The organism is Coprococcus sp. HPP0074, from assembly GCF_964238105.1.
Classification (GTDB): domain Bacteria; phylum Bacillota; class Clostridia; order Lachnospirales; family Lachnospiraceae; genus Faecalimonas; species Faecalimonas umbilicata.
Map to the genome: position 1 here is coordinate 75,276 of NZ_CAXSKS010000008.1, position 14,641 is coordinate 89,916.

Consider the following 14,641-nt stretch of genomic DNA (forward strand, 5'->3'; position numbering starts at 1 on the left):
AAAACGATTTGTGAAATATTTATAAAATGATAGGAGGAATTTTGTGAAACTTAGCCAACTCAAAAAAGTGACCTACGAAGAGATCAAAAATAAGCAGTATGAGAAATTAAGGGAAACTATGGGAGAAGATATTGAGCTGTATTTTAAAGAAAGCGGACAGTTTATCGGCTATCAGGAGATGGAGATGGACAGCAAATATCTTGATGTGCATGAGGATATCAGTTACTTAAAAGACAGTGTGTCGCTGCATAGCCATATTTTCTATGAGATTCTCTTTTGCCGGAGCGGAAATATTCAATATTTGATCGGAGATATGCGCTATCAGCTGCAGCCAAATGATATTATCTTCGTTCCGCCAGGGGTCAGTCACAGACCAATCTTCGGAGAACAACTCACGGAGCCGTATCTGCGAACTGCGCTGTGGGTCAGTGCAGATTACTGGAAAAAATGCAGTGAAGAGTTAAATGCAGCAGAATGGGAAGAGAAGAAAGAGCGTCAGGAAAAGTCCTATATTATTCGTACAAACGGGGCAGTACTCTACCAGTTTCAGAAAATTTTCGAGGAACTTCTGCGGGAGGAGAAGGAAGAAAAGCCAGGGGCAGAATTATTCAGCCGCGGATTGTTCCTTCAGCTGATCTGTCTGCTGTATCGCAGCTGGAAGGGACAGGCTATGACAGAACTGAAGTCAGAAAAAGCGGCTCTTCTCGATGAGATTATCAGCTATATTGAAAAACATTTTGCAGAAGAGATTAGCCTGAAGACGATTGCGGCACATTTTCTGATCAGCGAATCGGCAATCGGTCAGCTGTTTAAAAAGCAGATGGATGTCAGTTTTTATAAGATTGTGACACAGCGAAGGCTGATCGAGGCAAAAAAACTGATTGTGGATGGAGTCCTTCTAAAAAGTATCCCGGAATTGTGTGGATTTTCCGATTACTCGGTCTTTTATAAAGCATTTGTGAAGGAGTATGGAATTTCGCCGAAAGAGTTCCGAACAATGGTGAGAGGAGAACAGTATGATTAATCGTGAGGATATGCTAGAGCTTACCAGACGTATGACACTTTCCCGCACATCTTTTACCCGGATTGCCGGATGTTATGTCGATGCAGAGGGAGAATATGATGGGAGCTTTAATACAAACTTTCTGAAGCTCTCCCCGCAGGAGAGAAAAAAGCATTTAGAAATTGCAAAAGTAATTCCGTTTTCAGAGACAAATGTACAGCTGAAAAAATTTCAATTTGATCGGGAAGCAAGAAGGGCCGGCAGCATGTGGCAGCTTTTGATGGGACTGCGCCAGTGTGGTCTGAAAAATGATGCGCTGATGGAAACGTTTTATGATGTGGTCATGGAAAATTATTATATGGATTCGGGATATGCAGTCTACATGTTTCATGACCGCTATGACATTCCAGCAAAGGCGGCAGACAAGGAGCGGTTAGGGGAATCCGAGGAAATGTTTGAATATTTGATTTGTGCAGTCTGTCCACTTCTGGGCAGCTATGAGCCAGGGAAACCGGAATGCGGATTTCTCTTTCCGGCATTTACAGATAGAGCCGGGGATTTAAACCATGTGAATATTTACAGCGCAGATCCACGAAGTGAGTGTATAGATGTGATGAAGAAGATTTTGGGAATCTGATTTAGATGCAGCAATATTTGCGGTGCTACTTCCCGATCAATGAATAATGAGAAAATAAAAACAGACAACCATTCAAAAAGAACGGTTGTCTTTGTTATGTTCCCTTGTTCATCAGAAAGGGGAAAGTTGAGCTTATACACGAATCCATCCCATTGCTTCTGATACCGCAAATGCGAGGACAAGTACGAGAAATACAGGTGCGATCCATTTCAGCATTATGGTATAAAATTTCTTCATCTTAAATGGAGCATTTAATTCTACTTCATCGGAAATGACTTTGGCTCCGACGAAGTGTCCGACACAGATACAGGTCAGGATTGCCACGATCGGCATCAGTACACTGTTGCTGATAAAATCAAAAAAGTCTAAAAGTCCCAGACCAAGGATCTTGATGAAACTCAGAGGACCAAAGCCAAGAGAGACGATCGATCCGAGGATTAAAACATATACAGTAATAATCAGTGTTGATTTTTTGCGGCTCCACCCGAATTTATCCCGGAGAATGGAAACATTTGTCTCCATAAGGGAGATAGAGGATGTGAGGGCTGCGAACAATACTAATAAGAAAAATACAGCACCGATTACTCCGCCCAATGTCATGTCATTGAATACTTTTGGGAGGGTGATAAACATCAAAGAGGGTCCTTTGCCAAGTGCAGCTTCATCTCCGCCGGAAAAAACAAACACTGACGGTACGATGAGAAGACCTGCAAGGAAAGCGATTGCTGTATCAAAAAGTTCAATCTGCCGCACGGAAGCTTCCAGGTGGCTGTCTTTTTTCATGTAGGAACCGTATGTAATCATGATACCCATGGCAAGAGACATGGAATAAAATAATTGTCCCATAGCAGCCAGCACCGTTGTGGCAGAAAATTTAGAAAAATCAGGAAGCAGGTAGTACTTTACTCCTTCAGCAGCGCCTGGTCTTGTAATACAGAAGATGCAGACACCTACAATTAAAACAATCAGCAGCGGCATCATAAAGCGACTTGCTTTCTCTACACCTTTTTCTACTCCGAAGATTACAATTGCGGAAGTCAGAAGGATAAAAATAGCAAACCAGACAACTGGAGATACGGATTCACTGATAAAACCGGTGAAAAATTCATCCCCTGCAGCTGCACTTACTTTCCCGGTCAGGAAGGTGAATAAGTATTTGATTACCCATCCGCCGATGACGCAGTAGTAAGGGGTGATAATAAACGGAACGATACAGGCAAGTACGCCTACGAATCCAAAACGTTTATCTAGTTTTTGGAAAGCACCAATAGCACTGACACCGGTTTTGCGGCCGATTGCAATTTCTGTGATCATAAGAGTGAAACCAAATGTGACAGCCAGTATTAAATAGACTAGCAGAAAGATCCCTCCACCATATTTTGCTGCCAGATAAGGAAACCTCCAAAGATTCCCAAGACCTACTGCAGAGCCGGCAGCAGCAAGTACAAAGCCCATTTTGCCTGAAAATGATCCTCGTTTTTTGTCCATAATAATTTCCTCCCATCATAAGTTTATTGTTTTCTGCTTTAGAGTGATACAACATTAATGCTAAAAACAGAATATTTAGGAATCATTATGCCACGAGATGTAAGAAAAAACAAGGATTTTCTTTATAAAAATGAAAAAAATATAAAAAATAAATAAATTGCTTGAAAACAATGAGGCGATTTCGAAACTATTTTAGAAAAAAATCCCGGCGATTATGCAACGCATAATGCCGGGAGAATGAAAATCTGTGATAATATAATATACTTCAAAAATCAGAAAATATTGAGAAGCTCTTTGGCTACAGATTTTATGGGAGTAATCCTATTAAATTGTATTATGAAATCCTTTTCCGATGATCTCACTTGTGTTGGAGATCAGGATAAATGCGGTTGGTTCCACCTCTTTGATATAGTTTCGGAGGCGGATCGCCTGATGACGGTTCAATACGGTGAAAACAAGACTCTTTGGTTCACCGGAGAAAGCTCCTTTTGCCTCACAGGTTGTCGCACTTCGATGAAGCTCATGCATGATAAAATCACAGATTGGTTCTGGATTATCGCAGACGACATTGAAATATTTACATAGGTTGAAACTTTCAATGACATTGTCGATCATCAGTGAGCGAACAGCAAGACCAAGGAAAGAATAGAGTCCGGTCTCGATGTCGAAGACAAAACATCCTGCGATTGTGATTACAAGATCGGTGAGCAGAAGCGCCCTTCCGATATTGAAATCTGAGTATTTCTTTAAAATCGCTGCAATGATATCCGTACCTCCGCTGGAAGCTCCGATATTGAACAAAATGGCAGAGCCAAATGCCGGCAGTGCGATCGCAAAGGTCAACTCGAGCATCGGCTGATCTGTCAGTGGATGGCTCATTGGGTAGATCCGCTCTAAAAGGGAAAGAGTGACGGAGAGAAGTGTGCTGCAGTAAGCAGTCTTCAGTCCAAATTTTTTTCCGAGCACAATGAACCCGAGCAGGAGAAGAAGCATGTTCGTCAGAAAAGTAAAGTCACTGGCTGACATGACCCCTGTCTTGGCAACTAAAACGGCAAGACCGGTGATTCCTCCGAAGGTAAAATTGTTGGCAAATTTGAAAAAATAGATACCAACCGCCATGATTAGGATACTTCCGGTTAATAGTGAAAAAGATTTCCATTTTGATTTTGTATTCATTTGTGCAGACCTCAGCATTTTATAAAAATTTAATAATCTATGTAGATTGTACCGCGGAGGAAATGAAAAGTCAACGGATAGAACGGAATTGTTCCGGCAATAATAAAATCGGAGAGGAGATAGTAATTATGATGTATAAATGTTTGCCGATTACGGACATTTACGCCAGAGAAATTATAGATTCCAGAGGAAATCCGACGGTGGAAGTGGAGGTACTTGCCGGAGAAGCATATATAGGCAGAGCCGCAGTTCCTTCCGGTGCATCGACAGGGAAATATGAGGCAGTTGAATTGCGTGATGGGGAAAAGCGTTACAATGGTCTGGGCGTACAGCAGGCAGTGGCAAATGTCAATGAGAAGATCGCTGAAAATTTGATTGGGATAAATGTGTTTGAGCAGGCGAAGATTGATCAGCTTCTCATGGAGCTGGATCGGACAGAAAATAAAAGTGGGCTTGGGGCAAATGCAATGCTAGGTGTGTCACTGGCAGCGGCAAAGGCGGCGGCAGAAGCGCTTCAGATTCCGCTGTATTCCTATCTGGGAGGAACAAATGCAAAAAAGATGCCGGTTCCGATGATGAATATTTTAAACGGAGGGGCACATGCGGATAATACGTTAGATATTCAGGAATTTATGATCATGCCGGTAGGGGCCTGTTGCTTTCGGGAAGGGCTCCGCATGTGTGTGGAGATTTATCATGAGTTGAAAAAATTGTTGAAGGAAGAACAACTGGCGACCGGAGTCGGAGATGAAGGAGGATTTGCCCCGGATCTTCCAAATGCAAAAGAGGCATTGAAGCTGATTGCAAAGGCAGTGGAGCGAGCCGGATATCGTCTGAAAAAAGATATTGTCATTGCCCTTGATGCGGCGGCGAGTGAGCTGTATGATAAAAAGATGAAAAAATATTATTTCCCAGGCGAGGGGAAAATGAACTGTCAGAAAATCGCCAGATCGTCGGAAGAGATGATTGATTATTACGAAGAACTGGCGACGGATTATCCGATTGTGTCCATCGAAGATCCGTTAGATGAAGAAGACTGGGAAGGCTGGGAATTGCTCACAACAAGACTTGGACAAGATATGCAGCTTGTGGGAGATGATCTGTTTGTCACAAATGTAAAAAGGTTAAAGAAGGGGATTGATAAGAACGTGGCCAATGCGATTCTCGTGAAAGTTAATCAAATTGGTACGCTCACAGAAGCGATGGATGCGGTAAAACTTGCGCAAAATGCCGGGTATCATGCCATCGTTTCCCATCGTTCGGGAGAGACGGAAGACTGTACGATCGCAGATCTTGCAGTCGCATTGAATGTCGGGCAGATTAAGACAGGAGCACCGTGCAGATCCGAGCGTGTGGCAAAATACAATCAGCTGCTCCGGATCGAAGAATCGCTGGGGGATGTGGCGGAGTACCAAAATCCTTTTCCATTTCTCGCAGAGCCGGAAGAATAGAAAGAAATCGTTTGCTAGTTTCTCGGAAAAACTTCTTTGAAAGTTATCTGAGTTGAACTTGCAACCGATTCTCTCTTGTGGTATAATGAATATTGTTTATCCACGGGAGGTGTAAAAATGGAAATTTTGAAAATTGTATTAACTATTTTATTTGTAATAGACGGTATCGCATTGACAATCATTGTACTTCTTCAGGAAGGGAAGTCCGCAGGGCTTGGTTCGATCGCAGGTGGAGCGGAAACATACTGGGGACAGAACAAGGGACGTTCTATGGAAGGTGCACTTGTCAAATCTACGAAGTTCTTAGCATGTTTATTTATGATACTGGCAGCAGCTTTGAATCTCGGTGTATTTAACTAGAGCGTACTTGCTATTGCTTTCGTCTGTGCGATTTGGCAGGATGTGAGGGAGAGCGGATATGCTATCGGTGAAGTGTTACTGAGAAGCAATACAAAGATTTGCTGCAGAAATTGTCAAAGAAATCAGAAAAAGACAGTTTGGAAAAATGTGTAAATGTAGAACATACCTGTTGTCAGATAGGTATGTTCTTTTTCGTTACATAGGAAATTCCTATGTAACGAAAAACACGCTGCTAACGACACCGTTCGCGTGCGGAGAGTCTGACTTGCGAGATTCTTTGCTCGTTTCTGGGCAAGTTCAGAAATAATTGTAGGGAAATCAGATACGAAAAAAAGGAGTGAAACGATTGGAACAGACATTTGAAAAAAGAAAAAAGATTATATACGATTTTATTTGTGATGATTTTTATGTACCGATGAAGTTGAAAGAACTGGCAATTCTTCTTCAGGTGCCGAAGGATCAGAGAAATGAATTAAAGAAAGTGATGGATGCGCTTGTGGCAGACGGAAAGGTTTCTGTTACACAGAAAGGAAAGTATGTGAAAGGAACTGCAAAGCAGCTTGTCGGAACTTATCAGGCGCATGCACGAGGATTTGGCTTTGTTACGGTCGAAGGACAAGCCGATGATATTTTTATCTCAGAGGACGATGCGAATGGGGCATTTCACATGGACCAGGTGGAAGTTGTCATAACAAAAGCACCCGAAGGAAAGCGAAGAGAAGGGAAAATCGTGCGGATTCTTTCCCATGGAACGGTGAAGCTGGTCGGATACTTTCAGAAAAATAAAAACTTTGGTTTTGTGATCCCGGACAATGACTGGTTTGTCAAAGATATTTTTGTGCCGCTGGAGCGCTCAAAAGGGGCAGTGACCGGGCATAAAGTTGTTGTTGAACTGACTTCTTATGGAAAAGACGGCAAGAAGCCGGAAGGAAAGGTTGTTGAGATCATCGGGCATGTGAATGATCCGGGCACGGACATTATGTCAATCGTGAAAGGGTATGATCTTCCGGTAGAATTTCCGGAGAAGGTGTTAAATCAGGCAGAGCGGGTGGCAAAAGACGTCACAAGTGCAGATATGGCAGGGCGTATGGATATCCGTTCCTGGAGAATGGTAACGATCGATGGAGAAGATGCGAAAGATCTGGACGATGCGATCTCCATTACAAAAGAAGGAGAAAATTATCAGCTCGGTGTGCATATTGCGGATGTGACAAACTATGTGCAGGAGCGAAGTGCACTTGATAGGGAGGCATATGAGCGCGGAACGAGTGTGTATCTTGTTGACCGGGTGATCCCGATGCTGCCACATGCACTTTCCAATGGAATCTGCTCTCTGAATGCAGGGGAAGACAGACTGGCGCTTAGCTGTATTATGACTGTCAATCCAAAAGGAGAGGTGATCGACCACAAAATCGCAGAGACCGTCGTCCATATTGATCAGCGCATGAGCTACACAAGTGTCAAAAAAATACTGGAGGACAGAGATCCGGAAGAAATAGAAGTGTATAAAGAATTTGTGCCAATGTTTGAACTGATGGCAGAGCTTGCGAAGATTTTAAGAGAGAAAAGACACCGCAGAGGTTCGATCGATTTTGATTTTCCAGAAAGTAAGATCATGCTGAATGCGGATGGCACTCCGACAGAGATCAAACCATATGATCGGAATACTGCGACAAAAATCATTGAAGATTTTATGCTGCTTGCAAACGAAACGGTGGCAGAGGATTATTTCTGGCAGGAGATCCCGTTTGTCTACCGGACACATGATGTGCCAGATGAGGAAAAAATTCAAAAATTATGCACATTTATCAATAATTTTGGACATTCCATGCATGTGGCAAACAAAGAAGTAAGACCGAAGGAAATTCAAAAGCTGCTCGCCAAAGTAGATGGTACGCCGGAAGGGGATTTTATCAGCAGACTGGCATTGCGTTCGATGAAACAGGCAAAATACACACCGGAAAATACAGGGCATTTTGGACTTGCAGCGCAGTATTACTGCCATTTCACATCACCGATCCGAAGATACCCGGATCTTCAGATCCATCGGATCATCAAAGAGACACTGCGTGGAAGGATGAATGAAAACCGTATGGAACATTATGAATCCATTTTACCGGAAGTAACAAAGCATGCAAGCCAGATGGAGCGCAGGGCAGAAGAGGCAGAGCGTGAGACAATCCGCTTAAAGAAGGCAGAATATATGGAGCAACACATTGGTGAAGTGTTTGCAGGAGTCATTTCAAGTATTACAAAATGGGGCATGTATGTAGAACTGGAAAATACAGTGGAAGGGTTAATCCATGTTACCAATATGCATGGCGACCACTACGATTACTATGAAGACCGCTTTGAGATGATTGGGGAGCATACACGAAGATCATATAAGCTCGGACAGAAAGTCTATGTCAGGGTACTTGACACAGACCGTCTGCAGCGTACAATAGATTTTGAACTGGTAAATAAGGGGGATGAGGAAGATGGCGAAAACATCGACGAAACTGATTGCCAACAATAAAAAGGCATACCACGATTATTTTATCTTAGACACTTACGAGGCAGGAATTGCGCTGCATGGTACGGAGGTGAAATCCCTCCGTATGGGAAAATGCAGCGTCAAAGAATCGTTTATCCGGGTGGAAAATGGAGAAGTTTTTATCTATGGAATGCATATCAGTCCATATGAGAAAGGAAATATTTTCAACAAAGACCCACTTCGCCCGAGAAAGTTGCTGTTACATAAGGCAGAGATCAATAAAATGCTCGGAAAGACAAAGGAAAAAGGGATGGCGATCGTGCCACTCAAAGTATATTTCAAAGGAAGTTTAGTGAAAGTAGAGATTGGTCTTGCGCGAGGAAAGAAACTCTATGACAAGCGAAATGACATCGCAAAGAAAGATCAGCAAAGAGAGGCACAGAGAGATTTCAAGATTAGAAATCTTGGGTAGACAGCTGCGGTTACAAGGCTGCGGCTGCAAAGTGAAGAAAGTCGGTTTGTAAAGCAGCAGTAAAAAGGCAGTATGACAATAGAAAATCTGAAAAAGAACAGGAGAAAAACATGGTACCTACAACAAAAGAGGCATTGAGAAAACTGGTGACAGATACGACGATAGAGATTTATGAAGATCTGACACCGCAGCTGATCCAGATGATCGATCAGACAAAGCACGATGAAAAACTGACTGAGGCGCAGAAGCAGGATGAAATTTCCCTGCATTTACTCGGGTATGTAAAATCTTGTACAAATGAGATTATCGTCGATGTTCTTGCCGAGATTCTGGGACTGGAATAAGAAATGAGATAGAATTCCTCTGTAATAAAATTGTAAAATCGTTGTGAAATCAGATGAAATAATAGAATAAATTTTATTTGAAAATAAGAAGTGAAATTTAGATAGGCATATCGGGATCACGCTGCAAATTCTGAGCTGTTTTTGAAACAACCAGAATGTAACAGTGGTACTGATATGCCTTTTTCTTTAGTTTTGTTCTTTTGATATAAATGAAAAAGATTATTCAATCTTTGATAAAAAATCCGGAAGGGATGCAGACTCAGCTGCGAACTGGATCCATTGCATGAAACGATCAGGATCTTTTTCTGCTTCAATTTTCTCAAAAAGACTGTCAGGAAGTTTGTCAAATTTTTTTAAAAGAGAGAAGAGAAGATCTGTGAGACGTTGGATGTTTTCAGTGCGTTCCGCTATACGACCTTGGCGAAGTCCTTCTTCATGCTCTTCCTGCAGTAATTCTTCCAGTAACATAAATCGTTCCTCCATTTCTCTGTTTTCTTTAATTTGGCTGATGGATCGTTGGAGCTTCCTGACATATTCGTTATGGAAATCCTTGCTGCTTTCTGATAAATCGGCTTTGACAAATTTGAGAAAAGAAACGAGTGCTTCCGGAACTTCCGATTCATTTTTGCCTGCTGTGCTTAAAAAGATAGTGTAAAGACCGTCGTTGAATGCGAGAGAACCTTCTTCTCTGCAGGCAGTGTAAAAGGAATATGAGTATTTTCCGAAGCCGAATGGGTCAAAATCACAGATAAAGATTACATAAGTATCAGGAAGTTCACGGTAATCGGAACCGCTCAGCAGCAGATCCATATCAATCTGGCTGTGATAATAACGGCTGCGCTTGCCGAGAGTGGATTTTCGAAGTACCTGCATTTCAATATTGTACCGGGTATTTGTATCATCCTTTGCATAGACATCAAGACGGACGCCTTTGTACTCTGGATGATAGATCATACTTTTTTCGGTACTTACGATGATTCTGTCCAGTTTTTTGTGAAGAAGTAATTCCAGTAAGCCTTTGCAGTTTTCTGGATCAGTCATTACAGCGCCAAACATAAAATTGTCTTTGATTGTAAGATCTTGTAAAGTTTTTTTCATGGTAAGTTCCTCCTTGAAACAGAGGAATTCTATGAAAAAATTATAGCATGATAGAGTGGAGTGAGCAAGAAGAAGTTCGATTTAGAATGATAAGAAAAACGTTTTAATAATATCGGATATACTGTAAATATATCTAAAAACAGAAGCAAGAAAAGTATCACACTGCTAAAAGAGATTCTCGCAATTCCGAGTGTGAATGGAGTGGACAAAATATTAGAGGAAATAGATTTGTCGTCAGGCTCTCTTTTGCTGATTGGGGAACCTACCGGATGCAAACTGGGAGTGGCGCAGAAAGGGTGCATATGGGGTATATAATTGTCTGAAAAAGCATAAAATAGCTGTGCCGGAAGAAATTTCGCTAGTTGGCTATGACGATATTTTCTTTTCAGAGATTTTGGATGTCCCGCTGACAACAGTCAGTCAGCCGGTCTATGACATGGGAGTGGAGGCAGTACAGCAGCTGATCAGTGAGATAGGCAGTGGAGTGAATTCTCAGAAGTGTATTACATTTCAGCCAAGACTTGTCGTACGGGAGAGTACAGTAGAGCACTCAGAATAAAATATCCTTGACATTTGTGTTATATATAGAATATAATAATGACACGAATCGTTTGCAGTCATACCAGACAGAGAAGTCATGATTAGGGCTTGTACTGGTTTCGACGGGGGTTCTGAAGTTGAGGAAGCCATTCGCGGGGCGGGACCGCGTATCAATCCGTATTTAAATATAAACGCAGACGAAAATTTAGCGTACGCTGCCTAGTTGCAGCAGTCGGCCTTAAGTCACTCACTGCTTAAGTCACCGGCTTCAAAGAGGTGAGGCACTTCGTTTCCAAAGCTTTGAGGGAATGGAAGAATTTATGAAGCTACTAAAGTGAAGAGCCTGTCATTAGGCGATTCATGGAGGGAATGTTAAAATAATGACTGTAATGGGAGATGCCGCAATGGACGGGCTTTCGGACAGGGGTTCAACTCCCCTCAGGTCCATGTAAAACCTCAGTGTACACTGGGGTTTTTATTTTTATATAGCATTTTGTGTTGCAAAAGGTTTGAAGCTTGTTGGGATAAATAATAAGGAAGATAAAAATAATGATTTATTTAAAAATAATCTTTTTGACCTTGGTATATGTTGGGCAGAGATATCCATGTACGACAGCAGGGTTACTGGTATGGTGCATAGGCTGTATCGGGATTGCTGTCTCAAGATCTTTCCCTTTGGGGATGAGTCTTATTGTCGGAGTAATCGGGATGATAGTATTTTTCAGATGGATGTTTGCAGCATTGGCTGATTTTGGTAGTGAAAGGAAAAAGATTCAGAGACGGTTAAAAAAGAGAGAAGTGTTTGAGCGATATCTGAAGTATTTAGAGGAAAGCCTCAGGTAGCATTCGGGAGGAAGTGGAAAAAATATGAAGATTATTGTATGTGTGGGGGATAACAATGCCATGTTGTTCCATAATCGTCGTATCAGCAGAGACAGGGCTGTAATAGAGGACATTCTTCGGATGGTGTCCAAAGAAGTGAAGAAAGATGGACGAGCAAGAATTTGGATGAATGAATATTCCTCCGAATTGTTTCGAACGTATTCAGGGGATATTTCTGTGTCAGAAAGATTTTTGGAAGAAGCTGGCGAAGAGGAGTATTGTTTTGTGGAAAATGTGCCGATCCAGGAATATAAAGATGAAATACAAACTGTGGTGTTATATCGATGGAATCGGAAATATCCGGCAGACATAAGATTTGCTATGGACCTTTCTAGGTGGAAGATGGTGGAATGCGTGGAATTTTCGGGGCATTCTCATGAGAAAATTACGAAGGAAGTTTATGTCAGATAAGGAAAAGCATAATAGGAGGAATCAGGATGAAGCAATGGAAGAAAAATGGGAAATATCGGCTTCTCGGTGTAGTGACTGCATGTGTGATGGTTTTTATGTCAGCATGTGCAGGCAAGGCAGAACAGGAGAAAACTTCAGCAAATGCGCAGCAGGAGACGGTTCCGGTGTCTGGGACACAGCAGTCAGATATTTCTATGGAGACCATTCCAGAATATGATGGGGAACCGTATGTGGTGATTGATGACAATGAGCCAAATTTTACGGAAGAAGAATTGCAGCCAGAAGCATATGAGACATATGGAACATTGGATGCACTTGGGCGTTGCAGTACTGCAGAGGCAAGTATCGGGGAGGGACTAATGCCGACGGAGAAGCGTGGAGCGATCGGGCAGGTGAAACCGACTGGATGGCATACTGTAAAGTATGATATGGTGGAGGGAAAATATCTGTATAACCGTTGTCATTTAATCGGTTATCAGCTGACTGCCGAAAATGCCAATGAGAAAAATTTGATCACAGGAACGAGATATATGAACACGGAAGGGATGCTTCCATTTGAAAATATGGTTGCAGACTACATCAAAGAAACTGGCAATCATGTGATGTACCGTGTCACACCGGTGTTTGAAGGGGAAAATCTTGTGGCATCGGGAGTGCAGATGGAAGCAGAATCGGTGGAAGATCAGGGAGCAGATCTTTCCTTTAATGTATATGTGTATAATGTACAGCCGGGAGTGGAGATTGATTATAAAACCGGAGAAAGCCGGGAGGCAAACGAACTTCTGACAGCTTCCAAAAACTCTGACAAAGCAGGAAACGCTGCTTCAGGAACTGCTTCTGACAAAGACAGTTCAGATCCGGTGAGTGAGCAGACTTATATATTAAATACGAGCAGTAAGAAGTTTCACAAAGAATCCTGCTCCGGTGTCAAGTCGATGAAAGAGAAGAATAAAAAGGTTTATACCGGAAAGCGGGAGGAAGTGATCGAGCAGGGATATGCTCCATGTGGCAACTGCCATCCGTAATCGGAAGCTAATATCGAAAAACTTTAGAAAAATTTCATAATATACTTGCGTTCTCATTAAAAAAGTAATAAAATCAAACTACTTGGAGTGATTAATAATGAGAATGAACTATTTAGTATCTGTCTTTTATTTTTATAGATAAGTATCTTTCAACCCTGAACATTCGAGTTGTTTCTTTTGGGTGCATGAAGAACTTATTTTATAAGAATAGGCAGATACTTTTTTACTTTAAACAGAGAAAGTGGGAGGAGTGGACAGATGGAATTATCCGTTAATCTGACAGAACAGAAAAGTCGTATTATTATAGAAAGAGATGCCATGCTTCATCTGGCAGATTATATAGATGTAAACTGTAAGGTGATGATCATTACCGATGATGGAGTGCCGGAACGATATCAGAAGCAAGTGCTTGCACAGTGTCCGCAGGGGTATCTACATGTATGCAGACACGGTGAGGGGGCAAAAAGCTTTCCGGTCTATCAGCAGATCTGCGAAAAACTGCTGCAGCTGAATTTTTCCAGAAAGGATCGGATCCTTGCGCTGGGAGGCGGAGTGATTGGAGATCTCAGTGGATTTGTGGCAGCGACCTTTAAGCGTGGGATGAAGTTTGCATCCATTCCGACAACGACTTTGTCGCAGATTGATTCCAGTATCGGAGGGAAGGTTGCAGTCAATCTCGGGGAAGTGAAAAATGTGATCGGGACCTTTTATCATCCGGAGGTAGTGTTGATTGACTTGAATACACTTCGGACATTGCCGAAACGTCATTATTACAATGGACTTGTGGAGGCGGTCAAGGCAGGAATGATTGCAGATCCGGAAATTTTCCGACTGTTTGAGGAGGAAGAGATCGATCAGGTTCTTGAAGAGATCATCACCCGCTCGCTGATTGTGAAGAAGCATGTGGTAGAAGAGGATGAGAAGGAGCAGAATCTCCGAAAGATATTGAATTTCGGGCATACGATCGGGCATGCGATCGAGAGTATTTACCATCTGCATGATTATTATCATGGGGAATGTGTAGCAATGGGGATGATGAAGATTCTCGAGGATGAGCAGTTGAAAGAGCGTTTGAAAAGCATTTTAAAGAAGATGGAGATTCCGCTGGATGTTCCGTATGAAATCCAGGAGGTCATTGATTTTATTAAGAAAGATAAAAAGGCAAGCGGAGACCAGATTACAATCGTTCAGGTCCGTGAAATTGGAAAGGCGGAGCTGATCGATATGAAGATCGAGGATATGAGAAAATTTTGCTGATAAAAATATACAGGAGGTGAC

At 42.1% G+C, this 14,641-nt stretch carries 14 protein-coding genes, 1 other RNA gene and 1 pseudogene; 13 read left to right on the forward strand and 3 right to left on the reverse strand.

Annotated elements, in window-relative coordinates; genetic code table 11:
• Positions 1 to 43 precede the first annotated feature (43 nt).
• Both ACESPO_RS10815 and ACESPO_RS10820 read left to right on the forward strand, forming a co-directional pair.
• A complete protein-coding gene (locus ACESPO_RS10815; protein ID WP_016439840.1) occupies positions 44 to 1,024 on the forward strand; it encodes an AraC family transcriptional regulator in 981 nt (326 codons plus the stop codon).
• Positions 1,017 to 1,640, forward strand: coding sequence for a DUF4317 family protein (locus ACESPO_RS10820; protein WP_116441159.1), 624 nt, complete (start codon positions 1,017 to 1,019; stop codon positions 1,638 to 1,640). Before ACESPO_RS10815 ends, ACESPO_RS10820 begins: the two co-directional genes overlap by 8 nt.
• 132 nt (positions 1,641 to 1,772) lie before the next feature.
• Here the strand turns inward: ACESPO_RS10820 and ACESPO_RS10825 are convergent, their stop codons facing one another.
• Both ACESPO_RS10825 and ACESPO_RS10830 read right to left on the reverse strand, forming a co-directional pair.
• Positions 1,773 to 3,128 carry a sodium-dependent transporter gene (locus ACESPO_RS10825; protein WP_009263642.1) on the reverse strand — a complete coding sequence of 452 codons (1,356 nt, stop codon included), beginning with the start codon at positions 3,126 to 3,128 and terminating at the stop codon, positions 1,773 to 1,775.
• A gap of 324 nt (positions 3,129 to 3,452) precedes the next feature.
• Entirely contained in the window at positions 3,453 to 4,304 is an 852-nt protein-coding gene (locus ACESPO_RS10830; protein ID WP_008977454.1) for a YitT family protein, read from the reverse strand.
• Between the two features lie 131 nt (positions 4,305 to 4,435).
• On the opposite strand from ACESPO_RS10830, the gene eno reads away from it, so the two are divergent.
• The 5 genes from eno to ACESPO_RS10855 all read left to right on the forward strand — a co-directional run bounded on the left by eno (position 4,436) and on the right by ACESPO_RS10855 (position 9,407).
• Entirely contained in the window at positions 4,436 to 5,755 is a 1,320-nt protein-coding gene (gene eno / locus ACESPO_RS10835; protein ID WP_039930857.1) for a phosphopyruvate hydratase, read from the forward strand.
• 117 nt (positions 5,756 to 5,872) lie between these two features.
• Positions 5,873 to 6,115 (forward strand): preprotein translocase subunit SecG, encoded by a 243-nt coding sequence (secG, locus tag ACESPO_RS10840; RefSeq protein WP_008977452.1) that lies wholly within the window; start codon positions 5,873 to 5,875, stop codon positions 6,113 to 6,115.
• A gap of 346 nt (positions 6,116 to 6,461) precedes the next feature.
• Positions 6,462 to 8,633, forward strand: coding sequence for a ribonuclease R (gene rnr / locus ACESPO_RS10845; RefSeq protein WP_499788815.1), 2,172 nt, complete (start codon positions 6,462 to 6,464; stop codon positions 8,631 to 8,633).
• The gene (gene smpB / locus ACESPO_RS10850; protein WP_008977450.1) at positions 8,596 to 9,063 is read left to right on the forward strand and encodes an SsrA-binding protein SmpB; all 468 of its coding nucleotides are present in this window, start codon (positions 8,596 to 8,598) and stop codon (positions 9,061 to 9,063) included. Before rnr ends, smpB begins: the two co-directional genes overlap by 38 nt.
• A 110-nt stretch (positions 9,064 to 9,173) precedes the next feature.
• Positions 9,174 to 9,407 carry a hypothetical protein gene (locus ACESPO_RS10855; protein ID WP_008977449.1) on the forward strand — a complete coding sequence of 78 codons (234 nt, stop codon included), beginning with the start codon at positions 9,174 to 9,176 and terminating at the stop codon, positions 9,405 to 9,407.
• 219 nt (positions 9,408 to 9,626) lie between these two features.
• Here ACESPO_RS10855 and ACESPO_RS10860 read toward each other — a convergent pair whose 3' ends face one another.
• On the reverse strand, positions 9,627 to 10,505 hold the full coding sequence (locus ACESPO_RS10860; RefSeq protein ID WP_117577645.1) for an Rpn family recombination-promoting nuclease/putative transposase: 879 nt from the start codon (positions 10,503 to 10,505) through the stop codon (positions 9,627 to 9,629).
• A gap of 298 nt (positions 10,506 to 10,803) precedes the next feature.
• Here ACESPO_RS10860 and ACESPO_RS10865 point away from each other — a divergent pair.
• The 6 genes and pseudogenes from ACESPO_RS10865 to aroB form a co-directional block, all read left to right on the forward strand.
• Positions 10,804 to 11,064 (forward strand): annotated as a pseudogene (locus ACESPO_RS10865) (substrate-binding domain-containing protein); the annotation flags it as partial.
• Positions 11,065 to 11,149: 85 nt separating this feature from the next.
• Positions 11,150 to 11,495, forward strand: a transfer-messenger RNA (tmRNA) gene (gene ssrA, locus ACESPO_RS10870).
• A gap of 99 nt (positions 11,496 to 11,594) precedes the next feature.
• On the forward strand, positions 11,595 to 11,888 hold the full coding sequence (locus ACESPO_RS10875) for a hypothetical protein (RefSeq protein WP_117577643.1): 294 nt from the start codon (positions 11,595 to 11,597) through the stop codon (positions 11,886 to 11,888).
• Positions 11,889 to 11,912: 24 nt separating this feature from the next.
• A complete protein-coding gene (locus ACESPO_RS10880) occupies positions 11,913 to 12,338 on the forward strand; it encodes a hypothetical protein (RefSeq protein WP_009263635.1) in 426 nt (141 codons plus the stop codon).
• 26 nt (positions 12,339 to 12,364) lie between these two features.
• Entirely contained in the window at positions 12,365 to 13,363 is a 999-nt protein-coding gene (locus ACESPO_RS10885) for a DNA/RNA non-specific endonuclease (protein ID WP_499788817.1), read from the forward strand.
• 258 nt (positions 13,364 to 13,621) lie between these two features.
• A complete protein-coding gene (gene aroB, locus ACESPO_RS10890) occupies positions 13,622 to 14,620 on the forward strand; it encodes a 3-dehydroquinate synthase (RefSeq protein WP_336305111.1) in 999 nt (332 codons plus the stop codon).
• Positions 14,621 to 14,641 lie beyond the last annotated feature (21 nt).

Bases quoted from the DNA above. Each gene is read 5' to 3' on its own strand.
- ACESPO_RS10830 (WP_008977454.1), bottom strand. From the start codon at position 4,304: ATGAATACAAAATCAAAATGGAAATCTTTTTCACTATTAACCGGAAGT.
- ACESPO_RS10880 (WP_009263635.1), top strand. From the start codon at position 11,913: ATGAAGATTATTGTATGTGTGGGGGATAACAATGCCATGTTGTTCCAT.
- ACESPO_RS10825 (WP_009263642.1), bottom strand. From the start codon at position 3,128: ATGGACAAAAAACGAGGATCATTTTCAGGCAAAATGGGCTTTGTACTT.
- ACESPO_RS10855 (WP_008977449.1), top strand. From the start codon at position 9,174: ATGGTACCTACAACAAAAGAGGCATTGAGAAAACTGGTGACAGATACG.
- ACESPO_RS10885 (WP_499788817.1), top strand. From the start codon at position 12,365: ATGAAGCAATGGAAGAAAAATGGGAAATATCGGCTTCTCGGTGTAGTG.
- aroB (WP_336305111.1), top strand. From the start codon at position 13,622: ATGGAATTATCCGTTAATCTGACAGAACAGAAAAGTCGTATTATTATA.
- smpB (WP_008977450.1), top strand. From the start codon at position 8,596: ATGGCGAAAACATCGACGAAACTGATTGCCAACAATAAAAAGGCATAC.
- eno (WP_039930857.1), top strand. From the start codon at position 4,436: ATGTATAAATGTTTGCCGATTACGGACATTTACGCCAGAGAAATTATA.
- ACESPO_RS10875 (WP_117577643.1), top strand. From the start codon at position 11,595: ATGATTTATTTAAAAATAATCTTTTTGACCTTGGTATATGTTGGGCAG.
- ACESPO_RS10820 (WP_116441159.1), top strand. From the start codon at position 1,017: ATGATTAATCGTGAGGATATGCTAGAGCTTACCAGACGTATGACACTT.
- ACESPO_RS10860 (WP_117577645.1), bottom strand. From the start codon at position 10,505: ATGAAAAAAACTTTACAAGATCTTACAATCAAAGACAATTTTATGTTT.
- secG (WP_008977452.1), top strand. From the start codon at position 5,873: ATGGAAATTTTGAAAATTGTATTAACTATTTTATTTGTAATAGACGGT.